Annotated in this window: 15 protein-coding genes; 12 read left to right on the top strand and 3 right to left on the bottom strand. The window is 32.5% G+C overall.

All coding sequences use genetic code 11. From position 1 onward, the window contains the following. Positions 1–193: 193 nt before the first annotated feature. The 7 genes from EDD66_RS17590 to EDD66_RS17620 all read left to right on the top strand — a co-directional run bounded on the left by EDD66_RS17590 (position 194) and on the right by EDD66_RS17620 (position 7243). Positions 194–601, top strand: a complete 408-nt coding sequence (locus EDD66_RS17590; RefSeq protein WP_170164412.1) for a BlaI/MecI/CopY family transcriptional regulator — start codon at positions 194–196, stop codon at positions 599–601. Then, a complete protein-coding gene (locus EDD66_RS17595) occupies positions 594–2540 on the top strand; it encodes a M56 family metallopeptidase (protein WP_123610904.1) in 1947 nt (648 codons plus the stop codon). Before EDD66_RS17590 ends, EDD66_RS17595 begins: the two co-directional genes overlap by 8 nt. After that, positions 2533–3432 (top strand): ATP-grasp domain-containing protein, encoded by a 900-nt coding sequence (locus EDD66_RS17600; RefSeq protein WP_148053958.1) that lies wholly within the window; start codon positions 2533–2535, stop codon positions 3430–3432. The genes EDD66_RS17595 and EDD66_RS17600 overlap by 8 nt, the downstream gene beginning before the upstream one ends. A gap of 178 nt (positions 3433–3610) precedes the next feature. Further along, positions 3611–5281, top strand: a complete 1671-nt coding sequence (locus EDD66_RS17605; protein WP_123610906.1) for a formate--tetrahydrofolate ligase — start codon at positions 3611–3613, stop codon at positions 5279–5281. A gap of 378 nt (positions 5282–5659) precedes the next feature. Further along, complete coding sequence (locus EDD66_RS17610) at positions 5660–6358, top strand: MBL fold metallo-hydrolase (RefSeq protein ID WP_123610907.1); 699 nt, start codon at positions 5660–5662, stop codon at positions 6356–6358. 98 nt (positions 6359–6456) lie between these two features. Then, positions 6457–6645 carry a GNAT family N-acetyltransferase gene (locus EDD66_RS19045; protein WP_123610908.1) on the top strand — a complete coding sequence of 63 codons (189 nt, stop codon included), beginning with the start codon at positions 6457–6459 and terminating at the stop codon, positions 6643–6645. A gap of 16 nt (positions 6646–6661) precedes the next feature. Further along, positions 6662–7243, top strand: a complete 582-nt coding sequence (locus tag EDD66_RS17620; protein WP_123610909.1) for a DinB family protein — start codon at positions 6662–6664, stop codon at positions 7241–7243. A 64-nt stretch (positions 7244–7307) separates the two neighbouring features. Here EDD66_RS17620 and EDD66_RS17625 read toward each other — a convergent pair whose 3' ends face one another. After that, positions 7308–7745 (bottom strand): aspartate carbamoyltransferase regulatory subunit, encoded by a 438-nt coding sequence (locus tag EDD66_RS17625; protein ID WP_123610910.1) that lies wholly within the window; start codon positions 7743–7745, stop codon positions 7308–7310. Then, a complete protein-coding gene (gene pyrB, locus EDD66_RS17630) occupies positions 7739–8659 on the bottom strand; it encodes an aspartate carbamoyltransferase (protein WP_123610911.1) in 921 nt (306 codons plus the stop codon). The genes EDD66_RS17625 and pyrB overlap by 7 nt, the downstream gene beginning before the upstream one ends. 312 nt (positions 8660–8971) lie before the next feature. On the opposite strand from pyrB, the gene EDD66_RS17635 reads away from it, so the two are divergent. Next, positions 8972–10027: a CPBP family intramembrane glutamic endopeptidase gene (locus EDD66_RS17635; RefSeq protein ID WP_123610912.1), complete on the top strand. Its 1056-nt coding sequence runs from the start codon at positions 8972–8974 to the stop codon at positions 10025–10027. A gap of 4 nt (positions 10028–10031) precedes the next feature. Here EDD66_RS17635 and EDD66_RS17640 read toward each other — a convergent pair whose 3' ends face one another. Then, positions 10032–10778 carry an MBL fold metallo-hydrolase gene (locus EDD66_RS17640; protein ID WP_123610913.1) on the bottom strand — a complete coding sequence of 249 codons (747 nt, stop codon included), beginning with the start codon at positions 10776–10778 and terminating at the stop codon, positions 10032–10034. A gap of 200 nt (positions 10779–10978) precedes the next feature. On the opposite strand from EDD66_RS17640, the gene EDD66_RS17645 reads away from it, so the two are divergent. The 4 genes from EDD66_RS17645 to folD all read left to right on the top strand — a co-directional run bounded on the left by EDD66_RS17645 (position 10979) and on the right by folD (position 15665). Then, positions 10979–11407 (top strand): hypothetical protein, encoded by a 429-nt coding sequence (locus EDD66_RS17645; RefSeq protein WP_123610914.1) that lies wholly within the window; start codon positions 10979–10981, stop codon positions 11405–11407. A gap of 236 nt (positions 11408–11643) precedes the next feature. Beyond that, positions 11644–13929, top strand: a complete 2286-nt coding sequence (locus tag EDD66_RS17650) for a hydratase (protein WP_123610915.1) — start codon at positions 11644–11646, stop codon at positions 13927–13929. Positions 13930–13990: 61 nt separating this feature from the next. Continuing rightward, on the top strand, positions 13991–14782 hold the full coding sequence (locus EDD66_RS17655; RefSeq protein ID WP_123610916.1) for an HAD family hydrolase: 792 nt from the start codon (positions 13991–13993) through the stop codon (positions 14780–14782). A 43-nt stretch (positions 14783–14825) separates the two neighbouring features. After that, on the top strand, positions 14826–15665 hold the full coding sequence (gene folD, locus EDD66_RS17660; RefSeq protein ID WP_123610917.1) for a bifunctional methylenetetrahydrofolate dehydrogenase/methenyltetrahydrofolate cyclohydrolase FolD: 840 nt from the start codon (positions 14826–14828) through the stop codon (positions 15663–15665). Positions 15666–16356: the final 691 nt, after the last annotated feature.

Genomic DNA, 16356 nt, shown 5'->3' on the forward strand with positions numbered 1-16356 from the left:
TTAATTTGAAATGCATCTTAAACAAAACGTTTAGGGTGCATTTTAAATTAATAGGGAATGTTTTGGATTAATGACATTTGTCATCAAAAACTCGTTGACAAATGTCATTACAAAGCTTATAATCATAAGCAAATAATGGTTTATTAAAATCAGAAAATTTATTATAAAGTTTTTAATGTGGGAAAGGAGTTCTATGGAGAAGAAATCATATAATGAGGAATTTATCGAAAGACTCCCAGATTCTGAACTAATTATCATGAAAGTTATCTGGGACAGCAGTGAACCTGTTGGTATTGGAAAAATAATTGAAGTCATAGCAAAAGAAAAAGACTGGACCCGTTCCACTGTCCAGGTCTTACTATCAAGACTGGAAGAGCGGGGATTTATAAAAGCACAGAAAAAGGGTAGGTTAAAGTATTACACTCCTTTAATAGATGAAGATTTATATTGTAAAAAAGAAACGAAAACTTTCTTAGAACATTTCTATAATAATTCTTATAAAAAATTAATAGCCTCACTTGTTGAGGATAATAACATTGGAGAGGGGGACATAGAAGATATTATACAGATATTAAAAAGAGGTGGTGATAGGAATGAATAAGATATTTCTTGCATATTTAGAGATTTCTGTTTATTGTTCCGGTATCATTATTATCATATTTTTATTAAGTGCCTTTTTGAGAAAAAAATATTCACCCAGATGGAAAAAATACGTTTGGTTTATGATGGCATTAAGAATGATTCTTCCGTTTCAAATTAATATAGTGGAATTTCCATTATTTCATCCCGATAAAGCTGTGATGACAGAATTGGAAGGAATGTATTCAGAAGATAAATTATTTTTAAAAAGGGAAACGAATTCAGCGGAGGATATGAGTTCAAAAGAAGATGGGAATTCAAAAGAGACTCTCAATGAAAAAGAGCAATTAGAATTGGTTAGTAACCGTAATGTTTCTCAAATAAAGCATACGGAAGGAATAAAGCAGATTGGATTAATGGCATCTATCAAATCTTTACTGAAATATACCTCTATATTACCTTATATATGGGTTGGCGGTCTTGGAATATTTTTATTGTATCATTTAATTTCGTATCTGCTGTTTTACAAAAGGCTTAAACGTTGGAATCGGCCTGTAAACAATAAAACCAATCAAATACTATCAGTTCTTTTAAAAGAATTAAAAATTAAGAAACATATTTCCATAAAAGTAAATAAAACGATTTCTTCTCCATTATTAATTGGTTTATATTTACCCCGGATTATAATTCCAACAGAGGATATAACAGATGCACAAATGAAAATGATCATAAAACACGAACTAATACATTATAAGCATTACGATCTGATTATGAAATATATATTATGTGCTGTCAATGGAATCCATTGGTTCAATCCATTGGTTTATTCTATGATAAGATCTATAAATCATGATTTGGAAGTTTATTGTGATGAGACAGTATTATCAAAGCAGGACGAGGATTATAGAAGAAACTATGGTTTTGCAATTTTACATATGATTACGGAACGATCAAGAAATAATAATAACTCCTTTTCAACATCTTTTTATGGAGGTCAAAGGAATATGAAGGATAGATTTGAACAAATCATGAACATAGTGCCCAGAAAAAAAGGAATGACTTTATTTATAGTTTTATTTTGCTTTCTTCTACTTACTGGAAGCTTAGTTGGATATAAGATGAACACACAAAATAAAGAAAAGTTATCATCCACCGTATCGGATAGTTTATTAGAAATGGATACTCAAGCTATAAAATCACATAATGTACTTATTGTTGGAGCGGATGGTGAAATTAATAATCCAGATAGTAGACATGGAGATAGTATCATATTAATATCAATTCATCCAGATTCTAAAGAAGTAAAGATAGTGTCTTTTTTAAGAGATATGTATGTAAATATCCCGGGATACAAGAATTATAAATTAAATGAAGCTTATCGTATTGGTGGAATCGATTTAATGAAAAGAACGATAGAGGAGAATTTCAAATTAGACATTAATAGCACTATTGAATTAGACTATAAAACATTTGAAACTATTATTGACCAATTAGGTGGAATCAATCTTTCTTTAACACCACAAGAAGCAGAATACCTTAATCATACGAACTATATTTCAAATCCAACGTATCGCACACTTATATCAGGAGAACAACTTTTGAATGGGAATCAATTGTTAGGTTATGCCAGAGTGCGTCATGTAGGGAATTCCAAGGGCTTGAAGGGTGATTTTGGAAGAACGGACAGACAGCGGGATATCTTAATAGAGATTTTTGAAAAATGTAAAACAGTCAATGTATCAACGGTTTTAAAAATATTTGATACAATACACTCTTATGTTAAAATAGATTTGGATAAAGATGAATTAAAAGCATATATCAATACTATTTTGAAAAATGATTACAAGATAAATTCCATACAAATTCCTTTAGAAGGAACCTATGTCCCAATCACTTTAGATCAGGCTTTTGTTTTGGATTTTGAAATGGATAAAAATATAAAAGCTCTGGAAGGTGAGTGATGAGAAGATGAATGCCTGGTTAATTTACTCAGATTTTGAGTCAAAAAGAAATAAAAAATATATAGAGTTCTATATGGAAGAGGGAAAGAAGCTTGATATAAGTATCAAGCTTCTTATCGCAGAAAAAATTGATATTGGGGTAAAAGATTCAAAGTGGTTTTTGTCCTATAAAGGAGAAGAATTGTTAAAACCGGCTTTTGCCATTTGCCGAATGATGTATCCAATGCTGACTACCCACTTGGAGAATATGGGAATCAGGGTATATAATAATTCTTTTATTTCTGATATTTGCAATGATAAGGCAAAGACATATCAATTTGTTGCAAAAACAAAGGTAGCTATTGTGGATACAACATTTTGCAAGAAAGAGTTCATCACTGATAAATTAGAACTGATACCGTTCCCCAGTGTGATAAAATCAACGGATGGACATGGAGGAACAGAGGTATTTTTATTAGAGAAGAAGGAAGATATTGAGGTGGTTTTAAATTCCTGTCATGATAAAGATGTTGTAATACAGCCCTTTGTAGGGAAAAACCATCAGGATCTAAGAGTTTACGTTATAGGAAATGAAATTATTGCAGCTGTTATGAGAACTGCAAGAGAAGGATTTAAGTCTAATTTCTGCCTGGGTGGCGAGGTAAGTCTATATAAATTATCCAGTAAGGAAAAGGACATTATTTATAAAATTATAAATTTATTTAAGGAAAATTCAACATACGGTTTTGGATTTGTGGGAATTGATTTTATTATTGGAGACCAAGGGGAACTTCTATTTAATGAGATAGAAGATGTGGTTGGTTCAAGGATGCTATACCAATGTACTGACATTAATGTGGTAAAATTATATCTTGAATTTATTCGAAAGAATTTATTGGAGTTTAAGGATTAAAAAGTTTCTGAATTAATAAAAATAAGTTTAAAATATTAGTCCTGACCAATATATTAACTTATAATAATTTTTATTAGAAAAATTAAGAAGATAAACAGTAAATAAATCTTTTCTTATACAATCATTTTGTTATAATATATTTAGGATAAAAAAAGTACGGTTGATGGAGGTTTCTATAATGAAAACAGATATACAGATTGCACAGGAAGCAAGGATGATTCACATTAGAGAGGTGGCAGAACAACTTAACTTAGTTGAAGATGATTTAGAATTCTATGGAAAATATAAAGCAAAGTTCTCTGATGAATTGTGGGATAAGGTCAAAGATAATAAAGATGGCAAGTTAATTCTGGTTACAGCAATTAACCCAACGCCTGCAGGTGAGGGAAAGACAACAACAAGCGTTGGACTTGGAGAAGCTTTTGGAGTTTTAAACAAAAAGGCAGTGATTGCCCTTCGGGAACCATCTCTTGGCCCTTGCTTTGGTATTAAAGGCGGTGCTGCAGGAGGAGGATATGCTCAAGTTGTTCCTATGGAAGATCTGAATCTGCATTTTACAGGAGATTTCCACGCAATAACTTCAGCGAATAATTTGTTGGCAGCTTTATTGGATAACCATATTCAGCAAGGAAATGATCTAAATATTGATACCAACCAAATTGTCTGGAAACGTTGTGTTGATATGAATGATAGAGTACTGCGTAATATAGTTGTGGGTCTTGGGCGGAAAGCAGATGGTGTTGTCCGTGAGGATCACTTTATCATAACGGTTGCCTCTGAGATAATGGCAATCCTATGTCTTGCGGAAGATATGCATGATTTAAAGCTAAGACTTGGCAAGATAATAGTTGCTTATAACTACGAGGGACAACCTGTAACAGCAAAAGAATTAAATGCAGTCGGTTCCATGGCAGCACTTTTAAAAGATGCAATTAAACCAAACTTAATTCAGACCCTGGAACATACTCCGGCTATTATTCACGGTGGACCTTTTGCCAATATAGCACATGGCTGCAACAGTGTAAGAGCCACAAGATTTGCCTTGAAATTAGCAGATTACGTTGTAACGGAAGCAGGCTTTGGTGCTGATTTAGGTGCAGAGAAATTCTTTGATATTAAATGCAGAAATGCTGGTTTAAAACCAGATGCGGTTGTATTGGTGGCGACAGTCAGAGCATTAAAATATAATGGTGGGATTCCAAAGACAGAATTAAGCAGTGAAAATTTAGATGCATTAGAAAAAGGAATTTCAAACCTTGAGAAGCATATTGAAAACCTTCAAAAATATAATGTACCAGTTGTGGTAACTTTAAATCGCTTTATTACAGACACTGAGGCAGAATTAAACTATGTAAAAGAATTCTGCGAAGCAAGAGGCTGTGAATTTGCATTATCCAACGTGTGGGAAAAGGGAGGAGAAGGTGGAATTGAACTTGCGGATAAAGTTCTTGCTGCCTTAGAAACGAAAGAAAGTCATTTTAAACCTCTTTATGATGATGATTTATCCATTAAAGAAAAGATAGAGACAGTTGCTAAAGAAATCTATGGTGCAAAGAATGTCACTTATGATGGAGCTGCTTTGGTCGCAATCTCTAAAATAGAAGAGATTGGATACGGCAAGCTTCCGGTATGTATGGCGAAGAATCAATACTCACTATCGGATGATCCAACCTTACTTGGACGCCCAAAAGATTTTTCTATTCACATTAGAGAAGTTTATGTTTCTGCTGGTGCAGGGTTTATTGTTGCTATTACGGGTACTGTAATGACGATGCCTGGGTTACCTAAGAAACCGGCAGCTTTTGGAATTGATGTAAATGAAGAGGGAGTAATTACTGGATTATTCTAGGAATATTTAGGTATGACGCTTTGCCTTGGAGTTTTAAGAGCCCCTCGTGATAAATAAATCATCTAGGCTACCTTTCCCTTGTGACGATATGCTTTTTACAAGCCTCTAGACTGTGAATAATGTGTGCTATGGACCCACATTATTCACAAGAGTCTTGACAAAGCATTAACATCGTCGTCGGCCGGATTACGCCTAGATGATTATTTATACGGAGGGGCTTTTTATAAGTTATGAGGCAAAGCTGGTTATAGATTTAACTAGTATAGTAATAATATTACGTAATATAGATGATTAGTTTGTGAATGATAATAATATTCTTATTTAGATTGAATAAGAAATAGATGCATATTTTAATATTACATGAATTGGAGACAAGATATGGCTGATATTATAGTTTTGAATATAAAATTTAATTTTAATGGGGGGGAAGATGTCATTCATCCGGTTGTTCTTAAAGATGATAAGAATATGGTTTTAGTTGATTGTGGATATACCGGATTTTTACCCATGATTGAAAATGCTATGAAAGAGGAAAATTTGGATTGTAATCAATTGACTCATGTTATAATTACTCATCATGACCATGATCATATGGGAGCATTATCTGAGTTAAAGAAAACATATCCTAATGTTAAAGTGGTGTCCAGTGAGGTAGAAGAACCGTATATTTCAGGAAAATTAAAATCACTCAGACTGGAACAGGCAGAAGAATTATATCTGCATATGACGGAAGAAGAGAAACCATTTGGTGAGGCATTTTGTGATATGTTAAAGAAGGTAGAGCCTGTTAAGGTTGATCTGATAGTTCATGATGGTGATCATTTTGAATGGTGTAACGGTTGTACTATAATAGGGACCCCTGGTCATTCTCCCGGTCATATCTCTTTGTATGTAGAGAATGAAGAAACCATTATCACCGGAGATGCTGCAGCTATTGAAAATAATAACTTATTGATTCCAAATCCTGAATTTACACTGGATATGAACCGCGCCATAAAATCTTTAGATCATATTAGAGAGATAAATGCAAAAACAATTATCTGTTATCATGGAGGAGTACTTCTTAGAGAAGGATAGATATGAAGAAAAGAAGGGGAAATTATGTTTAGAGAACACACCATTAAAAGGCTTTTAAAGGAAGATTATAAAGCCTATTATGATACAGTAATACTGGGATAGGAGGAGAATTAATAGATTTTTTATGTGTAAAAGCAAAAGAGCTTGGGTACCGTGAATTATCTCTTGGGGTCTTTGAATCCAATGCTCCGGCAATATACTTATATATGAAAAAGGGTTTTAATACACTGATAAATGAAACAATGGAAAAAGAGGGAAAGTTTTATAAATTGGTAAAAGAATTATAAGTGGGGGGGATTGAACATGAATTTGAAACCTTGGAATGAGGATATAAAACATTTAAGGGAAGTTATTTTAAAAGAAGATAAACTTGAAGAAAGTAAAAACCTATGCTTAAGTTTACATTCTATGGTTCATTCATCTAATATGTCAGGAGTAAGTGTAAAAACTTTTGAAGATGAGCTATGGGAAGGATTAGACGAAGAATCATGTAAGACTGCTGTAAATGAGAAAGGACGTACGATTGTATATGGTATATGGCATTCTACAAGAATTGAAGATATCACTATGAATCTCTTAATTGCAGGAGGCGAGCAAGTATTAAATATAGAGAATTGGAAAGACAAAATCAACTCTAAGATCACAGATACGGGCAATGCATTAACGAAAGAAGAAATCCTTGAATTTAGTAAAAATATAAATATAGAGAAATTAAAAAATTATAGAGCAGAAGTTGGCAAAAGAACAAGAGAGATTATAAACAATCTTATTTCTAAGGATATGATAGGGGTTTTTGCAAAATATATTTTTCTGAAACTTAGAAGAACTTTATATTTCTCGAAATATAAAGTTTCTTCTTATACAGAGAATCTTATATTTTTGTAAAAGTCCCTAAACTTATATTTATTAATAGCTAAATCTATGAATTCAAAATAAGAAATATTGAAAACTAGAATTTACCATTACTACCCTTGAATTTTTGTTCACAGTAGATACAGCGGTATACTCTTTTTTCTTTGTCTGTTAAGCGAAAAACATGAGGTAACTCCTGCTCCACGGAAGTAATACATCTTGGGTTCTTGCATTTAATGATGTTAGTAACTTTCTCAGGAAGATTTAAATTTCTTTTCGTGACAATGTTACCATCTTTAATAATATTAATTGTTATGTTATGATCAAGAACCCCAAGAATATCTAAATCCATGTCTATATTGTGATCTATCTTAATAATGTCTTTCTTACCCATCTTATTACTCTTTGCATTTTTAATAATAGCGACGCTGCAATCAAGATTCTCAAGTCCCAGATAGGAGTAGATATACATTGCTCCCCCGGCTTTTATATGATCAATTACAATACCTTCCTTTAATCCACCAATATTTAGCATACTTCTACCTCCAATAATTTCATGATGAGAGCCATTCGTGCATAGACACCGAATTCTGCCTGTTTAAAATAAACTGCACGTGGGTCATTATCTACTTCAGTAGCAATCTCATTCACTCTTGGTAATGGATGAAGAATAAGCATATCTTCTTTTGCATTTTTCATTTTCTTTGCATCCAGGATAAAACTGTCTTTTAAACGAATATAATCTTCTTCATTAAAGAAACGTTCCTTTTGAACTCTTGTCATATATAATAAATCAAGTTCCGGCATGACTTCTTCAAGGACTTTTACTTCTTTATAAGGAATTTGATTGGCATCTAATACTTCTTCTCTGAGGTAGGTTGGAATTTTAAGTTCATCTGGAGATATCATTACGAATTTTATATTATCATAACGGACCATAGCATTAATAAGAGAATGGACAGTTCGTCCGAATTTAAGATCACCACATAAACCAATGGTTAGATTATTTAAACGACCTTTTAAGTTTAGAATGGTTAATAAATCAGTGAGAGTTTGAGTTGGATGATTATGACCGCCGTCACCGGCATTAATTACTGGAATAGAAGAAAAGTTAGCGGCAACGAGAGGGGCACCCTCTTTTGGATGACGCATAGCACAGATATCAGCATAACTGGAAATAACGCGAATGGTATCAGCAACACTTTCACCTTTTGCGGCTGAGCTCGAATCAGCTGAGGAAAAACCTAAGATACTGCCACCTAAATTAAGCATGGCAGCTTCAAAACTTAATCTTGTTCTTGTACTCGGTTCATAGAATAATGTGGCTAACTTTTTACTGTGGCAAACTTCACAGTATTTCTTGGGATTTTTAATAATATCCATAGCTAAATCAAGAACTTCACCCATTTCCTGTATAGACAAATCAAGGGGACTAATTATGTGTTTCATAGATACCTCCATATGTTATTTTTTGTTTGGCGAGAACCAAAGTAATCTCATAAAGTGAAACTTAATTCAAGTGTGGTTTTACTAGTTACACATTATAATATAAAAGTTTATCTTATTCAATATATAATGGCATCTATTTTTCTATAATTTCTATAATTAACTGTCCCAATATATATTAAAGAGAGGGAGAATGATAATATTGATCAAAAAGAAAGAATTAGGGAAATTTAGTAAAAATAATGACATTAATCATTTGTATATTATTAATTTTAGTAGTAATATTATTAGAGAAAAAAATTAAGGAGAAAAGCCATGGATAAATTTTTTAACAAACAGCTAAAAATATTTTTAATAATAACATTTGCATTACCCTATATATTAGGAATACTAATGGGATTTGGGTATAACAAGGGAATTAATTTGATTGCATTTCCTTCTGCTCAAATGTTCTATCCCGCAGCAGGCGTGATGTTAGCTGCACTTATTACAAGAAAAAAAGATCAATTAATTCCTAAAAGATTTTTTATTTCTTTTATTGTGGTTACCATTTTGATGATAATTTGTGCAATTGGAAGTATTGTAGAAGTAAATTTACCTTGGAATATGATATCACAATATATTATACTTCTTGGTTCCATTGTGTCAGGTATATTTTTGCTGACTGAGAAAAAGGTAAAAAGAGAAGCATACGGATTAAAAAGCAATTCTTTAAAGATTTCTATAAGTGTAATTATACTTTTTATAATTATCTATTTGGCCAGAACAATTTTTTCATACATATTTTCCGGTGAAACAGATACTATGATTAATATTTTAAAAAATCCATATATCTGGATTACCGCTGCTTCTTTGCCATTAAACTATTTCTTGGTCTTTGCTGCTTTCTTCGGTGAGGAATACGGATGGAGATATTATCTTCAGCCAATCCTGCAGAAAAAATTTGGAATTAAAATTGGTGTAATTATTTTAGGCATCGTCTGGGGATTATGGCACTTACCAATTAATCTCTTTTACTATTCAACCCCTTCAGATGGACTTATCAGTATATTAGGACAACAGGTTACTTGTATTACGTTAGGAGCCTTTTTTGCTTATACATATATGAAAACCAATAATATCTGGGTACCAGTGGCACTACATTTTTTAAACAACAATTTAGTACCAATCATCACAGGAACCTTGTCAGCAGATGTTCTTGAAAATCAGCAAATGAGCTGGGAAGCTCTTTTATTCGGTTTCATTATAAATTCTGTATTATTTATGGGTTTTCTGTTGACAAAATATTTTAAAAATGAAAAATATTTATTGCCAACTATGGATGAAAGAGCTGACTTATATATGAACGATTACCCACCATACGAAGATTAATGAATCAATGAATTACAAATGTTTCTCCAATATGAGTTATATTTTGTATACGAGGCCTATAATTATCTGCCCGGTCATCTTTATTTAACCAGTCAAATACTTTATAATTCTCACCAAAATGCATTGGAAATACAATTTCAGGTTGAAGGGTTTTTATAAAGTAATCAATCCCAAGAAGATAATTTTCCTCTAATCTTGGGTCCATTGGTAAAAACGCAACATCAATTTTTTTGCCTTTTAGTAAATCTATTTCATGTTTATACTGGCCAGCCATAGTATCATTATAATGCTTCGTTTCACCATTCCAATGCCACCAATTTAAATCACCACCATGATAGAGATTGATTCCATCTGTCTCTATATAAAATGCAACTCCTTCGTCCGTAGAGTGCAAGGTGTGAATCTCTAAATTATCAAGGGAATATTCTCTATTGAAATGAACAAAAAGAATGTTTTTATTAATGTTTTTTCCAAATTTGATATCGTCAGATAAAACATATTGAATATTAGGTAACATCTCAGTCCAATCTAAGATCCTTTTATCAAAATGATCTGGATGCCTATGGGAAGAAAATACGATTATATTTTGGGCTTCCAGTTCTTCTATAGGGGAAATATCTGTTATTAAATTATTAAAATCTGTACCTGGTTTTGAATAATAATCAAAGATCAATAGATGATTCTTTGTCTTGACAGCAAATCCACTGTGATATAAATACACTACTTTTAAATCTAATTTATTTGAATCCATGAAAAGGTACCTCCTTGTGATTACAACATATGGAAATTTAAGTGGTAATTTTATTGATATAATTATATAATAGGAGATAAGTACTATGCAATTACTAATATAGTAAATCAATAGTTGTTAACATTATTATAAAGAAATTATATTAATAGTGTTTCCATTTTTTATAGTACTATATTTACAATCTTATATGGAGGTAAGTTATGAGAAAAAATTTATGGTTTCGTTATCTATTCATTATTATATTTCTATCTATTTTAATTTTTTTAAAGGAGTATATTGTTCGTAAAATTCAATTAGATTATTATAGAAATTTTGAAATGAATTTTTTACATTATATTTTTATACCTCTTATTTTTAATGTGTTGATAGGAATTTTATTGGGAATGGATCATTTCATGAATGAGATAAAAAAAGAGGGTAGCTGGCATATTAATTTGCCTAAGATAGAATTATTAGGAATACCATCATTATTATTTTCCCTTACGTTTTTATTTGGATATATGGGACTAACGTTTGCAAATCGGTTGCTGTCCCAAACATCTTCTTTGGAGGGAAACTATATTGCAGTTTTTCAAATTATATTTGGATTTACCTGTATTACCTGTTTGTATAAAGGAAATAAGATGTAGAATCATTAATATTTTTTATCTGATTAATAAGGATATTGTATAAATATACATTTATACAATATCCTTTCTCATATTTTCTTAAAAACCAATTGCATTATCCGACTTATAACATTATAATAAAACATACTAGGGTCTGCCCATGGATTGGAAAAATTTGAAATCTTTATTAAAACAGGTAGATAGAATGTAACAATAAAAAATGATAATTTACATAGCAGTTTAGGAGGATACTATTTATGATTAAACTTTTTGAGAATGGTGCATATTTATTAAATGGCACTGAAATAATTGAAGAAAATGCAGATACCGCTGCAATTCTTGCCAGCAAACTTGGAAATGAAGTAATATCCAAAGAAGAAGCGGCTAAGAATACCATGGCATATGAAATATTAGAAGCCCATAATACTTCTGATAATATGGATAAATTAAAGATTAAATTTGATAAATTAACTTCCCATGATATTACTTTTGTTGGTATTATTCAAACAGCGAGAGCATCAGGACTTGAGAAATTCCCTGTTCCTTATGTTCTTACAAATTGTCATAATAGTTTATGTGCAGTTGGTGGTACTATTAATGAAGATGATCATATGTTTGGACTTTCCTGTGCAAAAAAATATGGTGGTATCTATGTACCACCCCATCAAGCAGTAATCCATCAATTTGCCCGCGAAATGCTTGCTGGTGGCGGTAAGATGATTCTTGGTTCTGACAGCCATACCCGCTATGGTGCTCTTGGTACCATGGCAATCGGAGAAGGTGGTCCGGAGCTTGTAAAACAATTATTATCAAAAACCTATGATATTAATATGCCAGGAGTTGTTGGTGTATATTTAACAGGCAAACCACAGATTGGCGTTGGTCCTCAAGACGTTGCTCTTGCCATAATTGGAGAAGTATTTGCAAATGGTTATGTGAATAATAAAGTGATGGAATTCGTTGGTGACGGCGTAGCTAACTTAAGTGTTGATTTTAGAATTGGTGTAGATGTTATGACAACGGAAACAACTTGTCTGTCATCTATTTGGACTACAGATCAGGAAGTAAAAGAATTCTATGAAATTCATGGTAGAACAGAAGATTATAAAGAACTTGCTCCTAAAAAAGTTACATATTATGATGGTATGATCTATGTTGACTTATCAGAAATCAAGCCAATGATTGCTATGCCATTCCATCCAAGCAATGTATATACTATTGATGAGTTAAATGGAAATCTATATGACATTCTTGATGATGTAGAAAAGAAAGCACTTGTTAGCTTAGATAACAGTAATGTGAAGTTTACTTTAAAAGATAAAGTACGTAATGGAAAATTATATGTGGAACAGGGTGTGATTGCAGGTTGTGCAGGCGGTGGATTTGAAAATATCTGTGATGCAACGGACATCTTAGATGGTAAATTCATTGGTGCAGATGAATTTTCCTTAAGTGTATATCCGGCAAGTCAGCCAATCTTTATGGAATTAGTGAAGAACGGCAGTATTGCAAAATTAATGTCAACGGGTGCTACCATTCGTACTGCATTCTGCGGACCATGTTTTGGTGCAGGAGATGTACCTGCTAATAATGGATTAAGTATCAGACATTCTACAAGAAACTTCCCTAACCGTGAAGGTTCTAAGATTACAAATGGACAGGTTGCTTCCGTAGCACTTATGGATGCTCGTTCTATCGCAGCAACTGCAGCCAACAAAGGGTATTTAACAGCAGCAACAGATATTGATGTAAACTATGCAAAGCCAAAATATTTCTTTGATCGTACTATTTATGATAATCGTGTATACAACGGTCTGGGAAAACCAGATTCAAATGTTGAATTAAAATTTGGACCAGGAATTGTAGACTGGCCGGCAATGAGTAATTTAGCAGATAATATTGTCCTTAAAGTGGTTGCAGAGATTCATGATCCTGTAACAACAACAGATGAATTGATTCCATCTGGAGAAACTTCATCTTATCGTTCCAATCCTTTAGGACTTGCTGAATTTACATTATCCCGTAAAGATCCAGCCTATGTTGGAAGAGCAAAAGAAGTTCAAAAAGCTGAGAAAGCAAGAATTGCAGGAGAAGACATTTTTGCTGCAAATGATGAGATAGAAGATATATTTGCCAAGATTAACACTCAGTTCAAAGTTGATCCAAAAGAAACTGAGATTGGAAGTGTCATCTATGCAGTAAAACCAGGAGATGGTTCAGCAAGAGAACAAGCAGCGAGCTGTCAAAAGGTTCTTGGTGGTTTAGCAAACATTGCGAAAGAATATGCTACAAAGCGTTATCGTTCTAATTTAATTAACTGGGGTATGCTTCCATTTATTTTAAAAGAGGAAATTCCATTTGCAAATGGAGATTATATTTATATTCCAGAAATAAAAAATGCAATTATTAATAAGGTTAATGATATTAAAGCATATGTAGTAGGCAATACTTTAAAAGAATTCACTCTAAATCTAGGGGAACTTACCGATGATGAAAGAGATATTATTTTAAAGGGCTGCCTAATCAATTACTATAGACAATAGAAAATTAAAAGGACGGTAGAAATCATACCGTCCTTGATTGTAATATAAACAGGAGGACATAATGATAAAATTAATTGCTTCTGATATTGATGGTACTCTTGTACCAGATGGATATAACAAATTAAATACAGAATATTTTGATGTAATACTGAAGCTAAAGGAGCAGGGGATTATCTTTGCTGCAGCCAGTGGAAGACAATATTCCAGTATTGCAAAACTTTTTGAACCAGTGAAGGATAATATGATATTTATTGCAGAGAATGGCTCTTATGTAACATGTAGAGGAGAAGATATGTCTGTAAGTGTAATGGATAGAGATATTATCCATCAGCTTATACGTGACATTCGTTCCATTCCAGAATGTGAAATCTCTTTATCAGGGAAACATTTCATTTATGTGGAATCAACAGAGAAAGGATTTCTTAATCTACTAATCCATGAATATAGAAATGAAGTAGAACAAGTTACGGATTTATTGGAAGTAAAAGAGGATTTTATTAAAATATCTATCTTTCATAAAACAGATGCTACTGGTGCAGCTGGTAATTTTATTATTCCTAAGTGGAAAGATCAACTTGAAATTGTATGTGCAGGAAATCAATGGCTCGATATTATGAACTATAATGTGAGTAAAGGGGAAGCCATAAAGAAGATTCAAAAGCAATTAAATATCACAAAAGAAGAAACTATGGTATTTGGTGATAATTTGAATGATATTGCAATGCTAAAGCAGGCAGGGGAAAGTTATGCCATAGGAAATGCAAGGGAAGAAGTAAAACAGGCAGCAAAGCATGTAGCTGATACGAATGTGAATGATGGAGTGTTACAAGTGATAAAGGCACTTTTGAAATAGATTATAAAAATCAACGTACTAATAATTAAAGGGAGTGAAGATTATGACTAAAATCATTGATGGAAAAGAAATATCAGCTATCATTAAAGATGAATTAAAGTCAAAGGTGGAAGAATATAAAAGAAACGGAATTACTATTACACTTGCTGTAATTCAGGTTGGAAAGGATCCTGCATCCAGTGTGTATGTTGGCAATAAGAAGAAGGCTTGTGCTTATGTGGGAATTGAATCTCTTGCTTATGAACTTTCGGAGGATACAACCCAGGAAGAATTACTAATGCTAATTAAAGTATTGAATAATAAAAAAGAAGTAAATGGTATTTTGGTACAATTACCTCTTCCAAAACATATTGATGAAGATTTAGTAATACAAACCATTGATCCGGGAAAGGATGTGGATGGTTTTCACCCTCAGAGTGTGGGAGTATTAAGTATAGGTCAAAAAGGATTTGTATCCTGTACACCTGCAGGAATTATTGAATTATTAAAACGTTCTAATATAGAGATTGAAGGAAAAGAATGCGTTATCATTGGTAGAAGTAATATCGTTGGAAAACCAATGGCGTTACTCCTGCTTCGCGAAAATGGCACTGTAACCATTTGTCATTCAAGAACTAAGAATCTGAAAGAAGTTACAAAACGGGCAGATATTTTAGTTGTGGCATTAGGAAAACCAAAATTCGTTACAAAAGATTATGTAAAAGAAGGTGCTGTTGTTATTGACGTTGGCATTAACAGAGATGAGAATGGTAAACTTTGTGGGGACGTTGATTATGAGGATGTCTTTGATAAAGTAAGTGCAATCACTCCAGTTCCAGGAGGAGTTGGTCCTATGACTATTGCAATGTTACTGCATAATTGTGTGGAATCTGTTTCCCTTTAGGTTATTGGGGTATGACGCCTTGCCCTATAGATGCCATAGGTGGTACTAATATTTCCTGTCATACTTAAGGATTCTAGTAGTTCTAAAATCTTATGAATTGTTTAAAACATCACTGTGAAAAACCAACTCGCTTCGCTCAGACAGAATTTTTCACAGTGATTAGCACAATTCATAAGATATAAGAACTACATAAATCCTTAAAGACTCCAGAAAAATATTAGTACACCTGTTTTAGTCTTTGCAGGGCAAGGCTGACATTCCTATTTGCAAGAGAAGGGTATGATTTATAAATATTAATAAGTTATATATTAGAGAAAGATGTTAAGAAGCAAAATATAATTCAGAACAAAGAATATTAATATTAAATCATTAGTAAGAGCCTTAAAGCGTTGAATGAAATCCGAAGTTCCACATCCGGGTATTAGAATTATGTGCACCCCAAAATTCCACAATCCCAGTATTTTCAAGGCTTTATTAAGCCGTTTTTGAACAGTGATACCCTGATAAAACAACAGATTTTTGGCTTAAATTATGGATTTTTTTGCATTACAATCAGATGACTGGAAATTCTTGTGCATCGTTAAATTCCACTCATAAGGGCATCTTGTTATTTAATGATATCTGCCCTGCAAATGTTAGTTTTTAAGTAGTTCTGGTTTAAGAATTATCTTATCAGAATGCACTTTCTTTA

Source organism: Mobilisporobacter senegalensis (assembly GCF_003752155.1).
Taxonomy (GTDB): Bacteria; Bacillota; Clostridia; order Lachnospirales; family Lachnospiraceae; genus Mobilisporobacter; species Mobilisporobacter senegalensis.